Source organism: Enterobacter sp. J49 (genome assembly GCF_002148625.1).
Taxonomy (GTDB): Bacteria; Pseudomonadota; Gammaproteobacteria; order Enterobacterales; family Enterobacteriaceae; genus Enterobacter; species Enterobacter ludwigii.
In genome coordinates this window covers 158,489-172,997 of sequence record NZ_MWPY01000015.1, presented here as the reverse complement: position 1 = coordinate 172,997, position 14,509 = coordinate 158,489, and the positions used below count along the sequence as shown (strand labels likewise).

The 14,509-nt window shown below is 54.3% G+C and carries 15 protein-coding genes; 7 read left to right on the top strand and 8 right to left on the bottom strand.

What is annotated here, in order from left to right; all coding sequences use genetic code 11:
• Positions 1–21 precede the first annotated feature (21 nt).
• From artJ to BJP35_RS02100, 6 genes are all read right to left on the bottom strand, one after another.
• The gene (gene artJ / locus BJP35_RS02125) at positions 22–753 is read right to left on the bottom strand and encodes an arginine ABC transporter substrate-binding protein ArtJ (RefSeq protein WP_040017023.1); all 732 of its coding nucleotides are present in this window, start codon (positions 751–753) and stop codon (positions 22–24) included.
• A gap of 177 nt (positions 754–930) precedes the next feature.
• Entirely contained in the window at positions 931–1,599 is a 669-nt protein-coding gene (gene artM / locus BJP35_RS02120; protein WP_014169321.1) for an arginine ABC transporter permease ArtM, read from the bottom strand.
• Positions 1,599–2,315 (bottom strand): arginine ABC transporter permease ArtQ, encoded by a 717-nt coding sequence (gene artQ / locus BJP35_RS02115; protein WP_014169322.1) that lies wholly within the window; start codon positions 2,313–2,315, stop codon positions 1,599–1,601. The genes artM and artQ overlap by 1 nt, the downstream gene beginning before the upstream one ends.
• 6 nt (positions 2,316–2,321) lie before the next feature.
• Positions 2,322–3,053: an arginine ABC transporter substrate-binding protein ArtI gene (artI, locus tag BJP35_RS02110; RefSeq protein WP_086462878.1), complete on the bottom strand. Its 732-nt coding sequence runs from the start codon at positions 3,051–3,053 to the stop codon at positions 2,322–2,324.
• A gap of 20 nt (positions 3,054–3,073) precedes the next feature.
• Positions 3,074–3,802, bottom strand: a complete 729-nt coding sequence (artP, locus tag BJP35_RS02105) for an arginine ABC transporter ATP-binding protein ArtP (RefSeq protein ID WP_014169324.1) — start codon at positions 3,800–3,802, stop codon at positions 3,074–3,076.
• A gap of 226 nt (positions 3,803–4,028) precedes the next feature.
• Positions 4,029–4,547, bottom strand: a complete 519-nt coding sequence (locus BJP35_RS02100; RefSeq protein ID WP_014169325.1) for a lipoprotein — start codon at positions 4,545–4,547, stop codon at positions 4,029–4,031.
• A 97-nt stretch (positions 4,548–4,644) separates the two neighbouring features.
• On the opposite strand from BJP35_RS02100, the gene BJP35_RS02095 reads away from it, so the two are divergent.
• From BJP35_RS02095 to BJP35_RS02085, 3 genes are all read left to right on the top strand, one after another.
• Positions 4,645–4,968, top strand: a complete 324-nt coding sequence (locus tag BJP35_RS02095) for a heavy metal-binding domain-containing protein (RefSeq protein ID WP_006174327.1) — start codon at positions 4,645–4,647, stop codon at positions 4,966–4,968.
• The gene (locus tag BJP35_RS02090) at positions 4,965–5,795 is read left to right on the top strand and encodes an N-acetylmuramoyl-L-alanine amidase (protein ID WP_047742427.1); all 831 of its coding nucleotides are present in this window, start codon (positions 4,965–4,967) and stop codon (positions 5,793–5,795) included. The genes BJP35_RS02095 and BJP35_RS02090 overlap by 4 nt, the downstream gene beginning before the upstream one ends.
• 268 nt (positions 5,796–6,063) lie before the next feature.
• Positions 6,064–6,687 (top strand): helix-turn-helix domain-containing protein, encoded by a 624-nt coding sequence (locus tag BJP35_RS02085; protein ID WP_047742429.1) that lies wholly within the window; start codon positions 6,064–6,066, stop codon positions 6,685–6,687.
• Here BJP35_RS02085 and BJP35_RS02080 read toward each other — a convergent pair whose 3' ends face one another.
• On the bottom strand, positions 6,688–7,284 hold the full coding sequence (locus BJP35_RS02080; protein ID WP_047742431.1) for a hypothetical protein: 597 nt from the start codon (positions 7,282–7,284) through the stop codon (positions 6,688–6,690).
• Positions 7,284–8,846 (bottom strand): ExeA family protein, encoded by a 1,563-nt coding sequence (locus tag BJP35_RS02075; RefSeq protein ID WP_047742432.1) that lies wholly within the window; start codon positions 8,844–8,846, stop codon positions 7,284–7,286. The genes BJP35_RS02080 and BJP35_RS02075 overlap by 1 nt, the downstream gene beginning before the upstream one ends.
• Before the next feature lie 300 nt (positions 8,847–9,146).
• Between BJP35_RS02075 and gspC the strand changes: the two genes are divergently transcribed.
• Genes gspC through gspF form a run of 4 tightly spaced genes read left to right on the top strand, consistent with a single transcriptional unit; the run spans position 9,147 to position 14,509 of the window.
• Positions 9,147–9,878, top strand: a complete 732-nt coding sequence (gene gspC / locus BJP35_RS02070) for a type II secretion system protein GspC (protein WP_047742547.1) — start codon at positions 9,147–9,149, stop codon at positions 9,876–9,878.
• A gap of 13 nt (positions 9,879–9,891) precedes the next feature.
• Positions 9,892–11,808: a type II secretion system secretin GspD gene (gene gspD, locus BJP35_RS02065; protein WP_047742434.1), complete on the top strand. Its 1,917-nt coding sequence runs from the start codon at positions 9,892–9,894 to the stop codon at positions 11,806–11,808.
• Positions 11,809–11,822: 14 nt separating this feature from the next.
• Positions 11,823–13,301 carry a type II secretion system ATPase GspE gene (gene gspE, locus BJP35_RS02060; protein ID WP_047355707.1) on the top strand — a complete coding sequence of 493 codons (1,479 nt, stop codon included), beginning with the start codon at positions 11,823–11,825 and terminating at the stop codon, positions 13,299–13,301.
• The gene (gspF, locus tag BJP35_RS02055; RefSeq protein ID WP_014169333.1) at positions 13,301–14,509 is read left to right on the top strand and encodes a type II secretion system inner membrane protein GspF; all 1,209 of its coding nucleotides are present in this window, start codon (positions 13,301–13,303) and stop codon (positions 14,507–14,509) included. Before gspE ends, gspF begins: the two co-directional genes overlap by 1 nt.

Genomic DNA, 14,509 nt, shown 5'->3' with positions numbered 1-14,509 from the left:
CAGGCTACCCGACAAAAGCTGTTATTGCGGGAACCACCGATCGCTGATTTTCTTGTACGTGCCGTCAGCTTTAATTGCTTTCAGCGCGCCATTCAGTTTTTCCAGCAGGGCTTTGTTATCCGGACGCACCGCAATGCCCAGGCCCGTACCGAAGTACTGTGGATCGGTCACTTTTTCGGTCGCGGTGCCGAGCTGTGGGTTGGTTTTCAGCCACTCGTTCACCACCGCAGTGTCACCGAAGACACCATCAATACGGCCATTTTTCAGGTCGATAATGGCATTCTGGTAGCTGTCATAGGCCACGGTTTTCACTTCAGGATGTTTGTCCTGCAGGTATTTCTGGTGCGTGGTGCCGTTTTCCATCCCAATGCGTTTGCCTTTCAGCTGGTCAAAGGATGTGTAAGCCCCTTTCTTCGCAATGACCACCGCCGAGTTGGCGTAGTACGGGTCGGTGAAGGTGACCTGCTTGCTACGCTCTGGGGTGATGTCCATCCCGGAGATCACCGCGTCGTATTTTTTGAATTTCAGCGACGGGATCAGGCTGTCAAACGCATGGTTAGTGAACGTGCAGTCGGCCTGCATCTGTTTGCACAGGGCTTTGGCGAGGTCGATATCAAAACCGACAATCTGGTTGCTGGCATCCAGCGACTCAAACGGCGGATAGGTGGCCGAAACGCCGAAGTTGATTTTATCTGCAGCTGATGCGCCAGCGGCGAAAGTGGCCAGTAAAGCGGCCAGAACTAACTTTTTCATTGTAATGCTCCCGTCTGTCAGTCTGTCTTATGCGCCGTGTCTGCGGCATGGAAATACAATGCCATTTAATGAATTTATATTCAATAAAAATGATTAAATATTATTTAATCCATAAAAAAAGACGGGCAGTCATTAGACTTGCCCGTCTTCGTCAATAAAATTTATGCAAATCGGTGATTAATTACGGCGCTCAAACGCCAGCGCTTTACGCTCAATAAGGCGCATCATCAGCGTCAACAAACCGTTCACCACCAGATAGACCACGCCCGCGGCACCGAACACCATGACGTCATAGGTGCGTCCGTAGAGCAGCTGCCCGTGGCCCATGACTTCCATCAGCGTGATGGTGTAGGCCAGAGACGTACTCTTGAAAACCAGCACCACTTCGTTGGAGTAGGAGGAGAGCGCACGTTTAAACGCGTACGGCAGCAAAATAGCCAGCGTGTCTTTCTTGCTCATGCCCAGCGCACCACAGGACTGCCATTGCCCTTCCGGGATGGCACGGATAGCCCCGTAGAACAGCTGCGTGGTATAGGCCGCACTGTTCAGCGAAAGGGCAATCAGGGCGCACAGCCATGGCTCAGAAAGCAGGTGCCAGATAACCGGATACTCCTGCAGCGACGGGAACTGACCCGGGCCGTAGTAAATCAGGAAGATCTGCACCAGCAGCGGTGTACCGGTGAACAAAGTAATGTAGGCTCGCACAATCCATACCAGCACCGGCGTTTTTAGCGTCAGGACGATGGTAAAGATCAACGCCAGGATCAGCGCCACGATGATCGATGCGACGGTCAGCGTCAGGCTGGTGTGCAGCCCTTTCATCAGCTCCGGAAAATATTCAAGCATCAGCCTGGTCTCCGTTCAAAGCGCGTCGCACGCAGATCAATGCGCTTGAGGATGTACTGACTCACCAGCGTGATCACCAGGTAGATAGCCGCCGCCACGATGTACCAGGTAAACGGCTCCTGGGTACGGGTCGCGATACTTTTGGTTTGCAGCATTAAATCGTTCACGCTGATCAGGCTTACCAGCGCGGTATCTTTCAGCAGCACCAGCCACTGGTTACCCAGCCCGGGCAGCGCATGACGCCACATCTGCGGCATCACCAGACGAAAGAAGATCGCCGATTTCGACAAGCCTAACGCCTGGCCAGACTCCCACTGTCCCTGCGGAACCGCTTTCAGCGCACCGCGCAGGGTTTGCGAAGCATACGCGGAATAAAGCAGAGAGAGGGCAATCACGCCGCACAGGAACGGGCTGACGTCAAAGTTCTCAATCTGCATCTGCACCGGGATCTGCACCACACCCAGATTGAGGGTGAAGCCGTCCGACAGCGTTAACAGCAGCTGCGAGGAGCCAAAATAGATAAACAGGACCACCAGAATTTCAGGCAGCCCGCGCAGCACGGTGACCAGCGCTGAGCCGGCCCATGCGACAGGGAACCATTTTGCTGATTCCCATACCGCAAAGATCATCGCCAGCACAAGGCCGATAATCAGTGCGCAAACGGCAAGGCCGACGGTCATCCCGGCGGCGCTTGCTAAAGGAAAAATTTCATTCATCAGGAATTACTTCTGGAACCATTTTTTGTAGATGGTTTCGTAGGTGCCGTCTTTCTTCACTTTTCCCAGCGCAGCGTTGAATTTCTGCTGCAGCTCAGTGTTGCCCTGACGAACGGCAATACCCAGACCCGTGCCGAAGTAATCCTTGTCGGTCACTTTATCGCCCACTGGCGCCAGTTTATCGTTGGCTTTCAGCCACTCGGTCACCACGGCGGTGTCGCCGAACACGCCATCAATACGGCCGTTCTGCAGATCCAGCTTCGCATTCTGGTAGCTGTCATACGGAACGGTGGTGATTTCCGGGTGTTTATCCATGATGAATTTCTGGTGCGTGGTGCCGTTCTGCACGCCCACTTTCTTGCCTTTCAGCTGATCAACCGACGTGAATTTGCCTTTCTGACCAATAAACAGGGCGGAGTTGTCGTAGTAAGGGGTAGTGAACAGAACCTGTTTTTCGCGCTCAGGGGTGATATCCATTCCGGCCATAACGGCGTCGATACGGCGGAACTTCAGGCTTGGGATCAGGCTGTCGAACGCCTGGTTGCTGAAGGTACAGGTTGCGTCGATCTCTTTACACAGGGCGTTTGCCAGATCCACGTCAAAGCCGACAATTTTATTGTTCGCATCAATGGATTCAAACGGAGGATAAGACGCTTCAGTCGCGAAACGAATCGTCTGGGCTGCGGTAGCGGAAAGGGTGACGCTGGCGAGCAGCGCGGCAAGTAATACTTTTTTCATTATCATTTCCCCTGACACAATCAATGAGATAAATAGTTTTTGAACGCATCGGTTTGCGGGTTTGAGAAGCAGCTCGCATCACCTTGCTCAACGATATACCCGTTTTCCATGTAGACCACGCGGCTGGCCGTTTTGCGCGCCACTTCCACTTCATGGGTTACGATGACCTGAGTAATATGGGTTTCCGCCAGCTCGCGAATGATGCTCACGATCTGGGCGGTAATTTCGGGATCCAGCGCCGCGGTCGGTTCATCAAACAGCAGTACCGCAGGCTCCATCATCAGCGCACGGGCAATCGCCACACGTTGCTGCTGACCACCGGACAGGTGCAGCGGATAGCGGTCGCTGTAAGGCTTAAGGCGCAGACGCTCCAGCAGCTTATCCGCACGCGCGATCGCCTGATCTTTGCTTAAGCCCAGCACGCGGCACGGGGCTTCGATCAGGTTTTGCAGTACGGTCAGATGCGGCCAGAGATTGTATTGCTGGAAGACCATGCCAACGTTTTGACGCAGTTCACGAATCGCTTTATCAGACGGTGTTTTCGCGAAATCAAAATGGTTACCGGCGATAGCCAGCGTACCCGAACGGGGCATTTCAAGCAGATTAAGGACACGCAGAAGGGAGCTTTTACCTGCACCGCTTGGGCCAAGCAAAACCAGCGTTTCGCCTTCCGGGCAGTCCAGCGTGATGTCAAACAGCGCCTGGTGTGCGCCGTAGAAGCAGTTAATGCCGTTTAGTTTAATACTCATCGGGGCAGTCTTTACTCATCCAGGCAATCTATAGCAATTGAGGCCGCAGATAGTACCGTTGACAGAATAGTTATGCAATATTTCTGCGTTAAAAGTTAAATATAACCCGCAATACCCTCTAAACATAGCACAAAATAGCGAACGGCAATGTCGGCGAGTATAAATGTCGGCATTCCGCATGAAATGCCGCACATTTTACGGGGTTAACGCTTTTTAAACGGGAGGCTTAGCGGTTTTCAATCGACTGGCGGAGCGTGCCTGCCGGGGCGTGAACGCTGCCACCGACGTACCTTACGTCGTCCACCGCCCAGCACTGACCTTCACGGATCATCAGCACTTCATCCTGCCAGGTCTGGGTTCCCTGGGTCAGTTTGACGCGCAGGGGAATGTTTCGCGCATCGGTGTTTGGGATCGTTGAAGCACTGGTGACCTCGGCGCTGTCAGGCAGCGTGGCGCGGCTGGAGAACGGATCGGATTTAAGCAGCGCGTTATGCTGCGGATCGCGGGTGGCGTCGCTCAGCAGTTTCGCCAGGCCGTCACTCAGATACGGACGCAGGGCGGTAATATCATTGCTGCGGTGCTGTATGCGGTAATCATAGAACTGTTGTGCCACGGTATCCGGGCCGCCCTCAATGCATGGGCCGCTGCGGGTACCAATATCCTTAAAGGCTGGCGTGACCGTGGTGGTGCAGGCGCTGAGCACCAGCGCGCAGGGCACGAAAAGTGTTAAAGCTGAATAGCGCATGTTGATTTCCTTATTTATTAACTATCCTTTCAATCATAGCGTAACGAACCGATAATGCTGTACCTAAGGCATTGAACGCTAAAGAAGGAGAGAAAGTATGCAGTTTTCAACAACGCCTACCCTGGAAGGGCAACCTATTACCGAGTACTGCGGCGTGGTCACCGGCGAAGCCATACTGGGCGCGAACATTTTCCGGGACTTCTTTGCCGGCATTCGCGATATCGTGGGGGGACGTTCTGGCGCGTATGAGAAAGAGCTGCGCAAAGCCCGCGAAATTGCGTTTAAAGAGCTTGGCGAGCAGGCCAAGGCGCTGGGTGCAGATGCCGTGGTAGGCATCGATATTGACTACGAAACGGTCGGTAAAGATGCCAGCATGCTGATGGTGAGCGTAAGCGGTACGGCGGTGAAAACCCGTCGATGAAGCGCTCGCTTGCCACACTCCTGCTGGCACTGTTGCTGGCAGGGTGCGCCACGGAAAAAGGCATTATTGATAAAGGTGCCTATGAGCTGGATACCCGCCATCAGGCCCAGGCGGCTTACCCGCGTATAAAGGTGCTGGTGATCCACTACACCGCCGATGACTTTGACAGCTCGCTGGCGACGTTAACCGACAAGAATGTCAGCTCTCACTACCTGATCCCCGCCAAACCGCCTACCCCTGAGGGCAAACCGCGTATCTGGCAGCTGGTGCCGGAGAGCGAACTGGCATGGCATGCCGGCATCAGCTTCTGGCGCGGCACTAACCGTATTAATGACACCTCCGTGGGGATTGAGCTGGAAAACCGGGGCTGGCTAAAAACGGCGGGAGTAAAACATTTCACCCCGTTCGAGCCGGCGCAAATTGCGGCTCTGATCCCGCTCGCCAAAGACATTATCGCCCGCTACGACATTAAGCCGCAGAACGTCGTCGCGCACTCTGATATTGCCCCCCAGCGTAAAGACGATCCCGGCCCGCTGTTCCCCTGGCGCGAACTGGCGCAGCAGGGAATTGGTGCCTGGCCCGATCCGGACCGCGTCAACTTTTATCTCAATGGCCAGCCACGCTATCAGGAAGTGGACAGCGCACTGCTGCTCGATCTGTTAGCGCGGTATGGCTATGAAGTGCCGGAGGCTGCCACAGCCCAGCAGCAGAAAAGAGTGATTACCGTGTTTCAAATGCACTTCCGTCCACAGCTGTGGAATGGTGTGGCTGACCGTGAAACGCTGGCCATCGCTGAAGCGCTTCTGGAAAAGTACGGACAGGGGTGATCCTGCGGGATACCCCCTCGTGAGTATTTTTCGCGTAATTTAAGTAAGATTAATCTTAAGTACAAACTCAATTCATTTTTAGTTAATTGACTTAAAATTATCCGGATTTAAGATGGACACATAGCTTGCTAAGTAAAGCAGCAAATTAACGTAAACAATTTCTACTTTTATTTTCTCCTTGAGTGTTTCATCAGGAAAATATTCCTGGGTTGAGGCCTTACGTCCCAATCCTGAGTTTTATATTTCACATCTTAAATTGGGTATAATAATGTTAAGCATTTACGGTAAAAAATTACGTCCGCAAAACGAAGTCAACGCAATTATTTCTGCAACGTCAGGATTTGAAGAGAAGACGTTAAAAAAGTGGCAGAAAATATCTACCAGTGATTCACAGTATATTCATATTATCGTCAGTGGCGACGTTGAGTTCCGCCGCGAATCTGATGAACTGTGCATGTTCACCGTTCAGGGGCCGTGTATATTTGGGCTTTGTTCTATGTTTTACAGCGCCACGCACATGTATGGCCTCATTCGGTCAAATACCGTCGTGCGCTCGATAAAAAAAGAGGCCTTCGCCCAGCTAATGACTGAAAAAAATCTGTGGCCGGAACTGACGAAAGTGCTCTCCTGGTATATTTGTATGCTGAGCAAGCGTGACGATGTGCTGGTTGCCCGCAGCGCCTATTCGGTGGTGCGCGAATTTTTATACGAGATTAATGAACTGATTGTTCAACATCAGCGTGATATCAATATATATGACTATATTCAGGAATACACCAACCTGGCACGCAGTACCATTATTAAAATTCTCTCCGACCTGAAAAAAGGCCAGTATATTGTGGTGGAAAAGGGGCGGCTCCTTAACCTGACATCCTTGCCTGAAAAATATTAATTACTCCAGCCGGTCTCCTTTATGACGTAAAGGGGACCGGGAAATATCCTGCGTTTCGTCAACCGGCGGCGCGGGAATTTTGCCTTGCGAATAATCCTGCTCTTGTTCTTTTAACGCCTGCTTAAACAATTCTGTTAATGAGGAACTGTCGCTGCCAGCCCGTGCAGAAGCGTCGGTGTGCGCCCCGGTTCCGGGTAACGTATCCCGCGCGGTATCGTGCTGAGCCGCTCCTTCAGGTGCCTGCTGCCAGTCGGTATCATCGCCGTTAATCGGCAGATCCTGCAGGGCAGGCATATCCTCATGCACCGGCGCAGGTTTAGGGTGCGGATGCGGGAAGGGTTTGCTCACATACACATAATGCATATCTGAAAGCTGTGTTTCCGGTCTGGCGCTGCTCGCGTTGATGGGGGCGGGGGCAGGGTGGCGCAGATCCCAATACACATGCGCGTACAACCCGGCCATCAGCATGGCGCACAGACCCAGGAGTCCTAAAACGGTGTGGGCAAAAACGTTTCTCAGTCCGGGAAGACGATATGAAAACCAGACCGCTTCCCCGGTGGTGTAACTGCGCTGAGCCGCAAGGCTGATAGTAGACATCAGGAATGCTTCTCCTGCATTTTCGCATCCGGTATTGCATGCGAAGCCTGGATCAATACGCTTGGCGTGGTGTTGGTTTCCCGCATTAACTGCATCAATGTCTCTTCGCCGGGAATACCGTCCACATGCAGATGCATTTTTTGCTGGAACGCGCGGGTGCGTTTCATCATCTCCGCAGTCCAGCGCTGAGCGTGGGTTTCAGGTTGAGAAAGGGCCTGGCTCAGCTGCTGATCAAGCCAGGTCATCTCTTTGCCGTCACTGGTTGCGCTGATGGCGTCTTTACCTTCCGGCGTCAGGCGGTGCAGTTGCGTATAGTTTCCGGTTGCATGTTGGTTAAACCAGTTACGACTGACCTGCCAGGTCCGGTTATTCATCAGTAAGTCCATCGAGGTTTCTCCGACGCGGGCGACCACCGCATAGTTAAGATGATTGCCGGTTTTGAGCTCGCTCACCCACGGATAACCTTCGCCTGCCAGCGCATCCGGAGAGGCATTTCCCTGCTTACACATCAGGTTTACCTTCACCGCATTTTGACACAGCGCATCGTCCGCCGAGGCGTCATACCCCCACATCAGATAAAGCTGATGCATCGCGTCCGGCTGATTGACTATTTCCTTGTCGATAACCGGCACGACGGGGGCCTGAAGGGGGGCGGCCGGGTGTTTCCAGCTTGTCGGGACCGGCAGCGTAACCGGGAGGCGAGCTGTCATTGAGGCGGTAAAATACCAGCCGCAAGCCGCGAACAGCACAGAAGCAAACAGTGAAACCGTTGCCAGACGCTTACCCTGTTTTTTCGCGGGAAGCACCTCTGCAGCTGCCAGGCGTAAATGTCGCGGACTGACCTGGCTTGCGCGTTCGGTCCAGGCCGCGAGCATCGACAGGTGCGCCAGCGCATTCAGTTCACTGATTTTCCCTTTTGTCATTGCGTGCATCTTACGCACGCGCGCCGGGGATAACGGTGAGCTTTCGCCTCCGTGCTCTTCGCACTGCGCCTGCACGTAGCTGAGATATTCACGGCAGGTCAGGGGGCGCAAGGTGTGGTGGGTATGCACATATTCACGCAGATCAGATTGCTGTAGCAGCGCCGCCTGTTTTTCCGCGCCCGTCAGCACCACCGATAAATGACACCCCAGCTCCTGCGCACGGGTGAGCAACATCCCCAGCACCGTCCGGCAGGTCTCTTTCATGGCTTCAGTATGGGAAATGACCAGCACGGTGGCCTGCGTTTTCCCGGCCTGCCACTGCTGCAGCACGGTATCGACCGCCTGAATACGGCTGGCGATTGCTTTCGTGTCCGGGCTGAGCTTGTACAGCAGGCTACTGGCGCTCAGTTTTGGAAACGCGTTGATGGCAAGAACGCGGTTGTCGCTGTTTTTCAGCGCATCGCTGAACTGGCCCAACAGCGAGGTATCGTCGCTAAAGAGCCCGCATATTCCCGCCTGTTGGGTTTTCTCTTTCAGCAGGTTAAAGACGTCCTGATGATAAGGCACCAGAAAATCCCCGGATAAGCGGGTGACCTTCCTGAAGGGCGGGGTTTTAAAAGTAAAGTGGCTCTGATACATAACGACTTACCGTCTCTGATTAGGAATAGCAACAGGTCGTGAAATTACGGTAAGGAGACGGGGCGATCAATTTTTCAACTGGGTAAAAATATCCGGCAGAAATGTCCTAACACCTCGGTTTTAGACGGTCAATAATTTTCTTTATTAAAGTTGGTGGCGAAGTCGATGGTCGTATTCACCGCGTCTCATTACTCTCTTCACACGTTTTGTCGCAGCGTGATGCTGCTTATTTTCGCTTTGTTAAAGGCCAGATGAAAAATGAGGTTCTCATTTCTGTCACGGTGGATAACCCCTTGCATGATGTTGGCGCTGTTAATTTTTAGCGGCCAGCAAGGGTATTTCACGTTTAAAGATTATAAAAAGGTTACGAATAGGTTGGCTAACTCTGATGCGCAGCCGCTGAAAAACCGCCGCGAAGAGAAAATATTCACGCTTTTCACGGCGGCAACACGTCAGGACACTGTGCCGGCTGCGCTAAAAGCCCCGCTGGCGGCGGAAATAGAAGGCATTGTGCGCAGTGATGACCCCTGGCTTTCCTTCGCTGTTATTAAAACGCCCGCGGGCCAGAAGAGCTACCGCGAAGGGGAGCCGCTGACCGGTTTTAACGATGCCTTTATTCAGGAAATTAACAAAGACAGTGTCGTCGTGAATTATGGAGGCATCACGCAGACGCTGGCCTTAAAGAAACCGGATTATTTCAAGGGCGGCGTTGATAGCGGCCCGGTAACCAAATCGACAAAAGATGCAGGCGCAGACACGCTGCATCTGAATGATTATCTGGTATTAAAACCGGTTGTCGAAAAAGGCCAACTGGAAGGCTATGCCATTAATCCCCGGAATGCCTCTTCCTTTTATAGCCATTCAGGACTGGAAAAAGGGGATGTGGCAGTCGAAGTGAATGCTGTCGATATGACCGATGAAGTAAAGGCAAAAAATATTATTGCTGAATGGTCAAAAATGAAAGAAGCGGAGGTTGTCGTCAGACGTCACGCTCACCTTGAAAATATTCGGGTCAATGTTCTTAACAATTAATAAGTGTACAGACATGAAGAAATTTCCATGGGCGTGCGTGGCGCTGACCGCATTGTCGTTATATTCGGGTTCGCTGCTCGCAGCCAACTTTAGCGCGAGTTTTAAAAATACCGATATCCGCGAGTTTATCGATACGGTAGGCCGCAACCTTAACAAAACCATTCTCGTCGACCCGTCGGTTCAGGGCTCCGTATCTGTCAGAACCTACAACGTGCTGACGGAGGATGAGTATTACCAGTTCTTCCTGAGCGTGCTGGATCTCTACGGTCTCTCGGTGATCCCGATGGATAACGGCATGGTTAAAGTGGTGCGCTCAAGCGTGGCCCGCACCGCCGGTGCGCCGCTGGCAGATAGCACAAACCCGGGCAAAGGCGATGAGATTATTACCCGTGTCGTGCGCATGGAAAACGTGCCGGTGCGTGAGCTCGCGCCGCTGTTGCGTCAACTGAACGATGCCACCGGCATCGGCAACGTGGTGCACTTCGAGCCTTCCAACGTGCTGCTGTTAACCGGTAAAGCGTCCGTGGTGAACCGGCTTGTGGATCTGGTCCAGCGCGTGGATAAAGACGGTGTTCAGCGTCGCGAAATCGTCCCCCTGCGCTTTGCTTCCGCCAAAGCGCTCTCCGACATGTTGAATAATCTCAACAACGAAGAGCAGAAAGGGCAGAACGCGCCGCAGTTGGCCACCAAAGTGGTGGCGGATGACGAAACCAACAGCCTGGTGATCAGCGGTTCGGAAGATGCGCGCACGCGTACCCGCAGCCTGATCCATGAGTTAGATCGCGAGCAGAACAACGAGGGGAATACCCGCGTCTTCTATCTCAAGTACGCCAGCGCCACTAAAGTGGTTCCGGTGCTCACCGGTATTGGCGAACAGCTGAAAGACAAAGCCGGCACCGCGAAGGCGAAAACCGCCACCGCGGCAACCGATCTGAATATTACCGCCGACGAGTCAACCAACTCGCTGGTGATCACCGCGCAGCCTAACGTGATGAACTCCCTTGAGAAGGTGATCGACAAGCTCGACATCCGCCGTCCGCAGGTGCTGGTGGAAGCCATCATTGCTGAAGTGCAGGACGGCAACGGTCTGGATCTCGGCGTGCAGTGGACTGGCAAGCACGGTGGCGTCCAGTTCGGCTCCACCGGCCTGCCCATTAGTCAGATAAAAAATGGCACCATCAAGGGCGCCAGCTTTACTGGCCTGGCGACCGGCTTCTTTAACGGTGATTTCGGTGCGCTGATGACCGCGCTCTCAACCGACGGCAAAAACGACATTCTTTCCACGCCAAGCGTGGTCACGCTGGATAACAAAGAGGCGTCATTCAATGTCGGTCAGGACGTGCCGGTGCTTTCCGGTTCGCAGACCACCAGTGGTGATAATGTCTTTAACTCCGTAGAGCGCAAGACGGTGGGGACCAAACTGAAAATTGTGCCGCAAATCAACGACGGCGACATGATCCACCTGAAGATTGAGCAGGAAGTCTCAAGCGTCGACAACAGCGCAACGGAAGACGCCAGCCTTGGCCCAACCTTTAATACCCGAACCATCAATAACGAAGTGATGGTGCACAGCGGGCAAACGGTGGTGCTCGGTGGCCTGATGGAGAATGTCACTAAGCAGTCGGTCTCCAAAGTGCCGCTGCTGGGGGATATTCCGCTGGTCGGGCAGCTTTTCCGCTACACCTCGCAGGACGCGTCCAAACGCAACCTGATGGTCTTTATTCATACCACCGTGCTGCGTGACGATGACAACTACAGCGCGGCGTCGAAAGAGAAATATGACCAGATCCGCGCCCGCCAGCAGCAGCGCGTTGAGGAGAAAAAGCTCGGGATCATTGAACCGGCGGATAACGCCGTGTTACCCGCGTTCCCTGCTGCGAGTGCTGCATCGGTGAAAACCAGCGCGTCCCGCAATCCGTTTAAAGAGTAAGGCGGAGGTATCACGTGGACGAACTGAGCAAAACCCTGTGTAGCAGCGGCTACGCAAAAGATAACGGCGTTTTATTTTTTCACGATGCGGTCTATATCCGTGATGACACCCCGGCACTCGCGCTGCTGGAAGTGCGTCGGGTGCTGGGACGCGCGTTTGTCCCGGTCACCCTGACGGCGGAAGCCTTCGATGAAATGCTGGCCAGGATCTGGCAGCAGAGCAGCGGGGTGTCCCAGCAACTGGTGGACGATATGGACGCCGATATCGATCTGATGGCGTTAACCGAGGAGATCCCGGACAACGAAGATCTGCTCGATAACGATGAAAACTCGCCGGTGATCCGCCTGATCAACGCCATTCTCGGCGAGGCGGTAAAAGAGGGCGCGTCGGATATTCATATTGAAACCTTCGAGCGTACGCTGAGCATTCGCTTTCGCGTCGACGGCGTGCTGCGACCGGTGTTGCAGCCCGCGCGTAAGCTCGCGCCGCTGCTGGTTTCGCGTATCAAGGTGATGTCCCGGCTGGATATCGCGGAGAAACGTCTGCCGCAGGATGGCCGTATTTCCCTGCGCATTGGCCGTAAGGCGGTCGACGTGCGCGTATCGACCATTCCGTCCCAGTATGGTGAACGCGTGGTCATGCGTCTGCTCGATAAAAGCAATCTCAAGCCTGATATCAACAAGCTTGGGCTGATTGATGAAGAACGGGAGAAGTTACAAGGGCTGATTGACCGTCCGCACGGCATTATCCTGGTCACCGGGCCAACGGGTTCCGGTAAAAGTACCACCCTGTACGCGATTCTCTCGGCGCTGAACGGCCATGAGCGCAACATCCTGACCGTAGAAGATCCCATTGAATACGAGCTGGAAGGGGTGGGGCAGACGCAGGTTAACCCGCGCGTGGACATGACCTTTGCCCGCGGGCTGCGCGCGATTCTGCGCCAGGACCCGGACGTGGTGATGATCGGCGAAATCCGTGACGCCGAGACGGCACAAATTGCGGTGCAGGCGTCGCTCACCGGTCACCTGGTCATGTCTACGCTGCACACCAACAGCGCCGCCGGGGCGATAACCCGCCTGCGGGATATGGGGCTGGAGTCGTTTTTAATCGGTTCATCGTTACTGGGGGTCATTGCCCAGCGTCTGGTGCGTCGGCTGTGTCCGCACTGCCGTACCACCAGTCCGCTGGATGACAATGAAAAGGCGCTGTTCAGCTTTATGGACCAGCCGCCACACGCGATTTATCGCGCGGTGGGGTGCGAACACTGTCGCCAGAGCGGCTATCAGGGGCGCGCCGGTATTCATGAGTTTCTGGTGGTCGACAGCACCCTGCGCCGCGCCATTCATGAAGATAAAGACGAAATGGCCATCGAAACCGAACTCTTTAAGCAGGCCTATAGCCTGCGTGAGAACGGGCTGCTGAAGGTGATCGGTGGCGTCACTTCGCTGGAAGAGGTGATGCGCGTCACCGCCGAGCGCGGAGGAGATGCGTAATGGCCTTCTACGCCTGGACGGCGAGGGATACCGCGGGCAAAACCCGGCGTGGCACGTTGCAGGCTGAGGGGCAAAAGCAGGTCCGCCAGATGTTGCGCGAGCAAAAGCTGATGCCCGTCAGCATCAACGAAACCCGTGAGGTTGCGGCTGCCGGTAATGCGAACGCCGGGGCAAAACTCTCCACGCCGGTGCTGTCGATGTTTACCCGTCAGCTGTCGACGCTCGTCAACGCTGCGCTGCCGCTGGAGAGCGCGCTGAAGGCAATCGCGAAACAGACGGAGGATAAAAAGCTCGCGGCGATGGTGGTGGACATCCGCGAGAAGGTAGTGGAAGGGCATACGCTGTTTGACGCTTTCAGCCAGTTTCCGCGCAGCTTCGACAAGCTCTACTGCACGCTGGTAATGGCCGGTGAAAAGACCGGCCATCTGGGCGACGTGCTGGAAAAGCTGGCCGAGTACAACGAGCAGCGTCAGAAGATGAAAAGTAAACTGACGCAGGCGATGGTCTACCCGATCACCCTGACCGTGGTGGCCATCGCGGTGATCGGCATTCTGCTGGTGGCGGTTGTACCCCAGGTGATTGAGCAGTTCACCCATATGAAACAGCAACTGCCGATCACCACCCGCACGCTGATCGCGGTGAGTGATTTCCTGCAGGTTTACGGCCTCTATATCGTCGGCAGCCTGGCAGGCGGGATGATGGGTTTTAAGGCCTGGCTTCGAAACGCTAAAAATCGTTTTCGCTGGCACGGCTGGCTGGTGAACGGTTCGCCCGTCAAAAAGCTGGTCTGCGCCATCAACAGCGCTCGCTATATCCGTACCCTGAGCATTCTGCAGGCCAGCAGCGTGCCGTTGCTGGAGGGGATGTATATCGCGATGGACGGGATCGAAAACCGGTATGCCCGACAGGTGCTGGAGCAGGCGGCGGATACCGTGCGCCAGGGGGCATCGCTTTATGCGGCTCTGGAGCAGGCGAAATTATTCCCGCCGACCATGCTGTATATGATTGCCTCCGGGGAAGAGAGTGGGGAATTAGGCCATTTAATGGACCGCGCGGCGGAAAACCAGGAATCGGCATTACAGCATCGTATTACGTTAACGTTGTCGGTATTTGAACCGGCACTGGTGGTATCTATGGCGACGATTGTTTTATTCATCGTCCTGTCAATATTACAACCGCTTCTGCAACTTAATAATATGGTAGGTTAA

What these genes read in the sequence shown, in the direction of transcription:
- gspF (WP_014169333.1), top strand. Translation starts at nt 13,301, where the DNA reads ATGGCCTTCTACGCCTGGACGGCGAGGGATACCGCGGGCAAAACCCGG.
- BJP35_RS02085 (WP_047742429.1), top strand. Translation starts at nt 6,064, where the DNA reads ATGTTAAGCATTTACGGTAAAAAATTACGTCCGCAAAACGAAGTCAAC.
- artJ (WP_040017023.1), bottom strand. Translation starts at nt 753, where the DNA reads ATGAAAAAGTTAGTTCTGGCCGCTTTACTGGCCACTTTCGCCGCTGGC.
- BJP35_RS02090 (WP_047742427.1), top strand. Translation starts at nt 4,965, where the DNA reads ATGAAGCGCTCGCTTGCCACACTCCTGCTGGCACTGTTGCTGGCAGGG.
- gspC (WP_047742547.1), top strand. Translation starts at nt 9,147, where the DNA reads ATGTTGGCGCTGTTAATTTTTAGCGGCCAGCAAGGGTATTTCACGTTT.
- artI (WP_086462878.1), bottom strand. Translation starts at nt 3,053, where the DNA reads ATGAAAAAAGTATTACTTGCCGCGCTGCTCGCCAGCGTCACCCTTTCC.
- gspD (WP_047742434.1), top strand. Translation starts at nt 9,892, where the DNA reads ATGAAGAAATTTCCATGGGCGTGCGTGGCGCTGACCGCATTGTCGTTA.
- BJP35_RS02080 (WP_047742431.1), bottom strand. Translation starts at nt 7,284, where the DNA reads ATGTCTACTATCAGCCTTGCGGCTCAGCGCAGTTACACCACCGGGGAA.
- artQ (WP_014169322.1), bottom strand. Translation starts at nt 2,315, where the DNA reads ATGAATGAAATTTTTCCTTTAGCAAGCGCCGCCGGGATGACCGTCGGC.
- BJP35_RS02075 (WP_047742432.1), bottom strand. Translation starts at nt 8,846, where the DNA reads ATGTATCAGAGCCACTTTACTTTTAAAACCCCGCCCTTCAGGAAGGTC.
- BJP35_RS02095 (WP_006174327.1), top strand. Translation starts at nt 4,645, where the DNA reads ATGCAGTTTTCAACAACGCCTACCCTGGAAGGGCAACCTATTACCGAG.
- artP (WP_014169324.1), bottom strand. Translation starts at nt 3,802, where the DNA reads ATGAGTATTAAACTAAACGGCATTAACTGCTTCTACGGCGCACACCAG.
- BJP35_RS02100 (WP_014169325.1), bottom strand. Translation starts at nt 4,547, where the DNA reads ATGCGCTATTCAGCTTTAACACTTTTCGTGCCCTGCGCGCTGGTGCTC.
- artM (WP_014169321.1), bottom strand. Translation starts at nt 1,599, where the DNA reads ATGCTTGAATATTTTCCGGAGCTGATGAAAGGGCTGCACACCAGCCTG.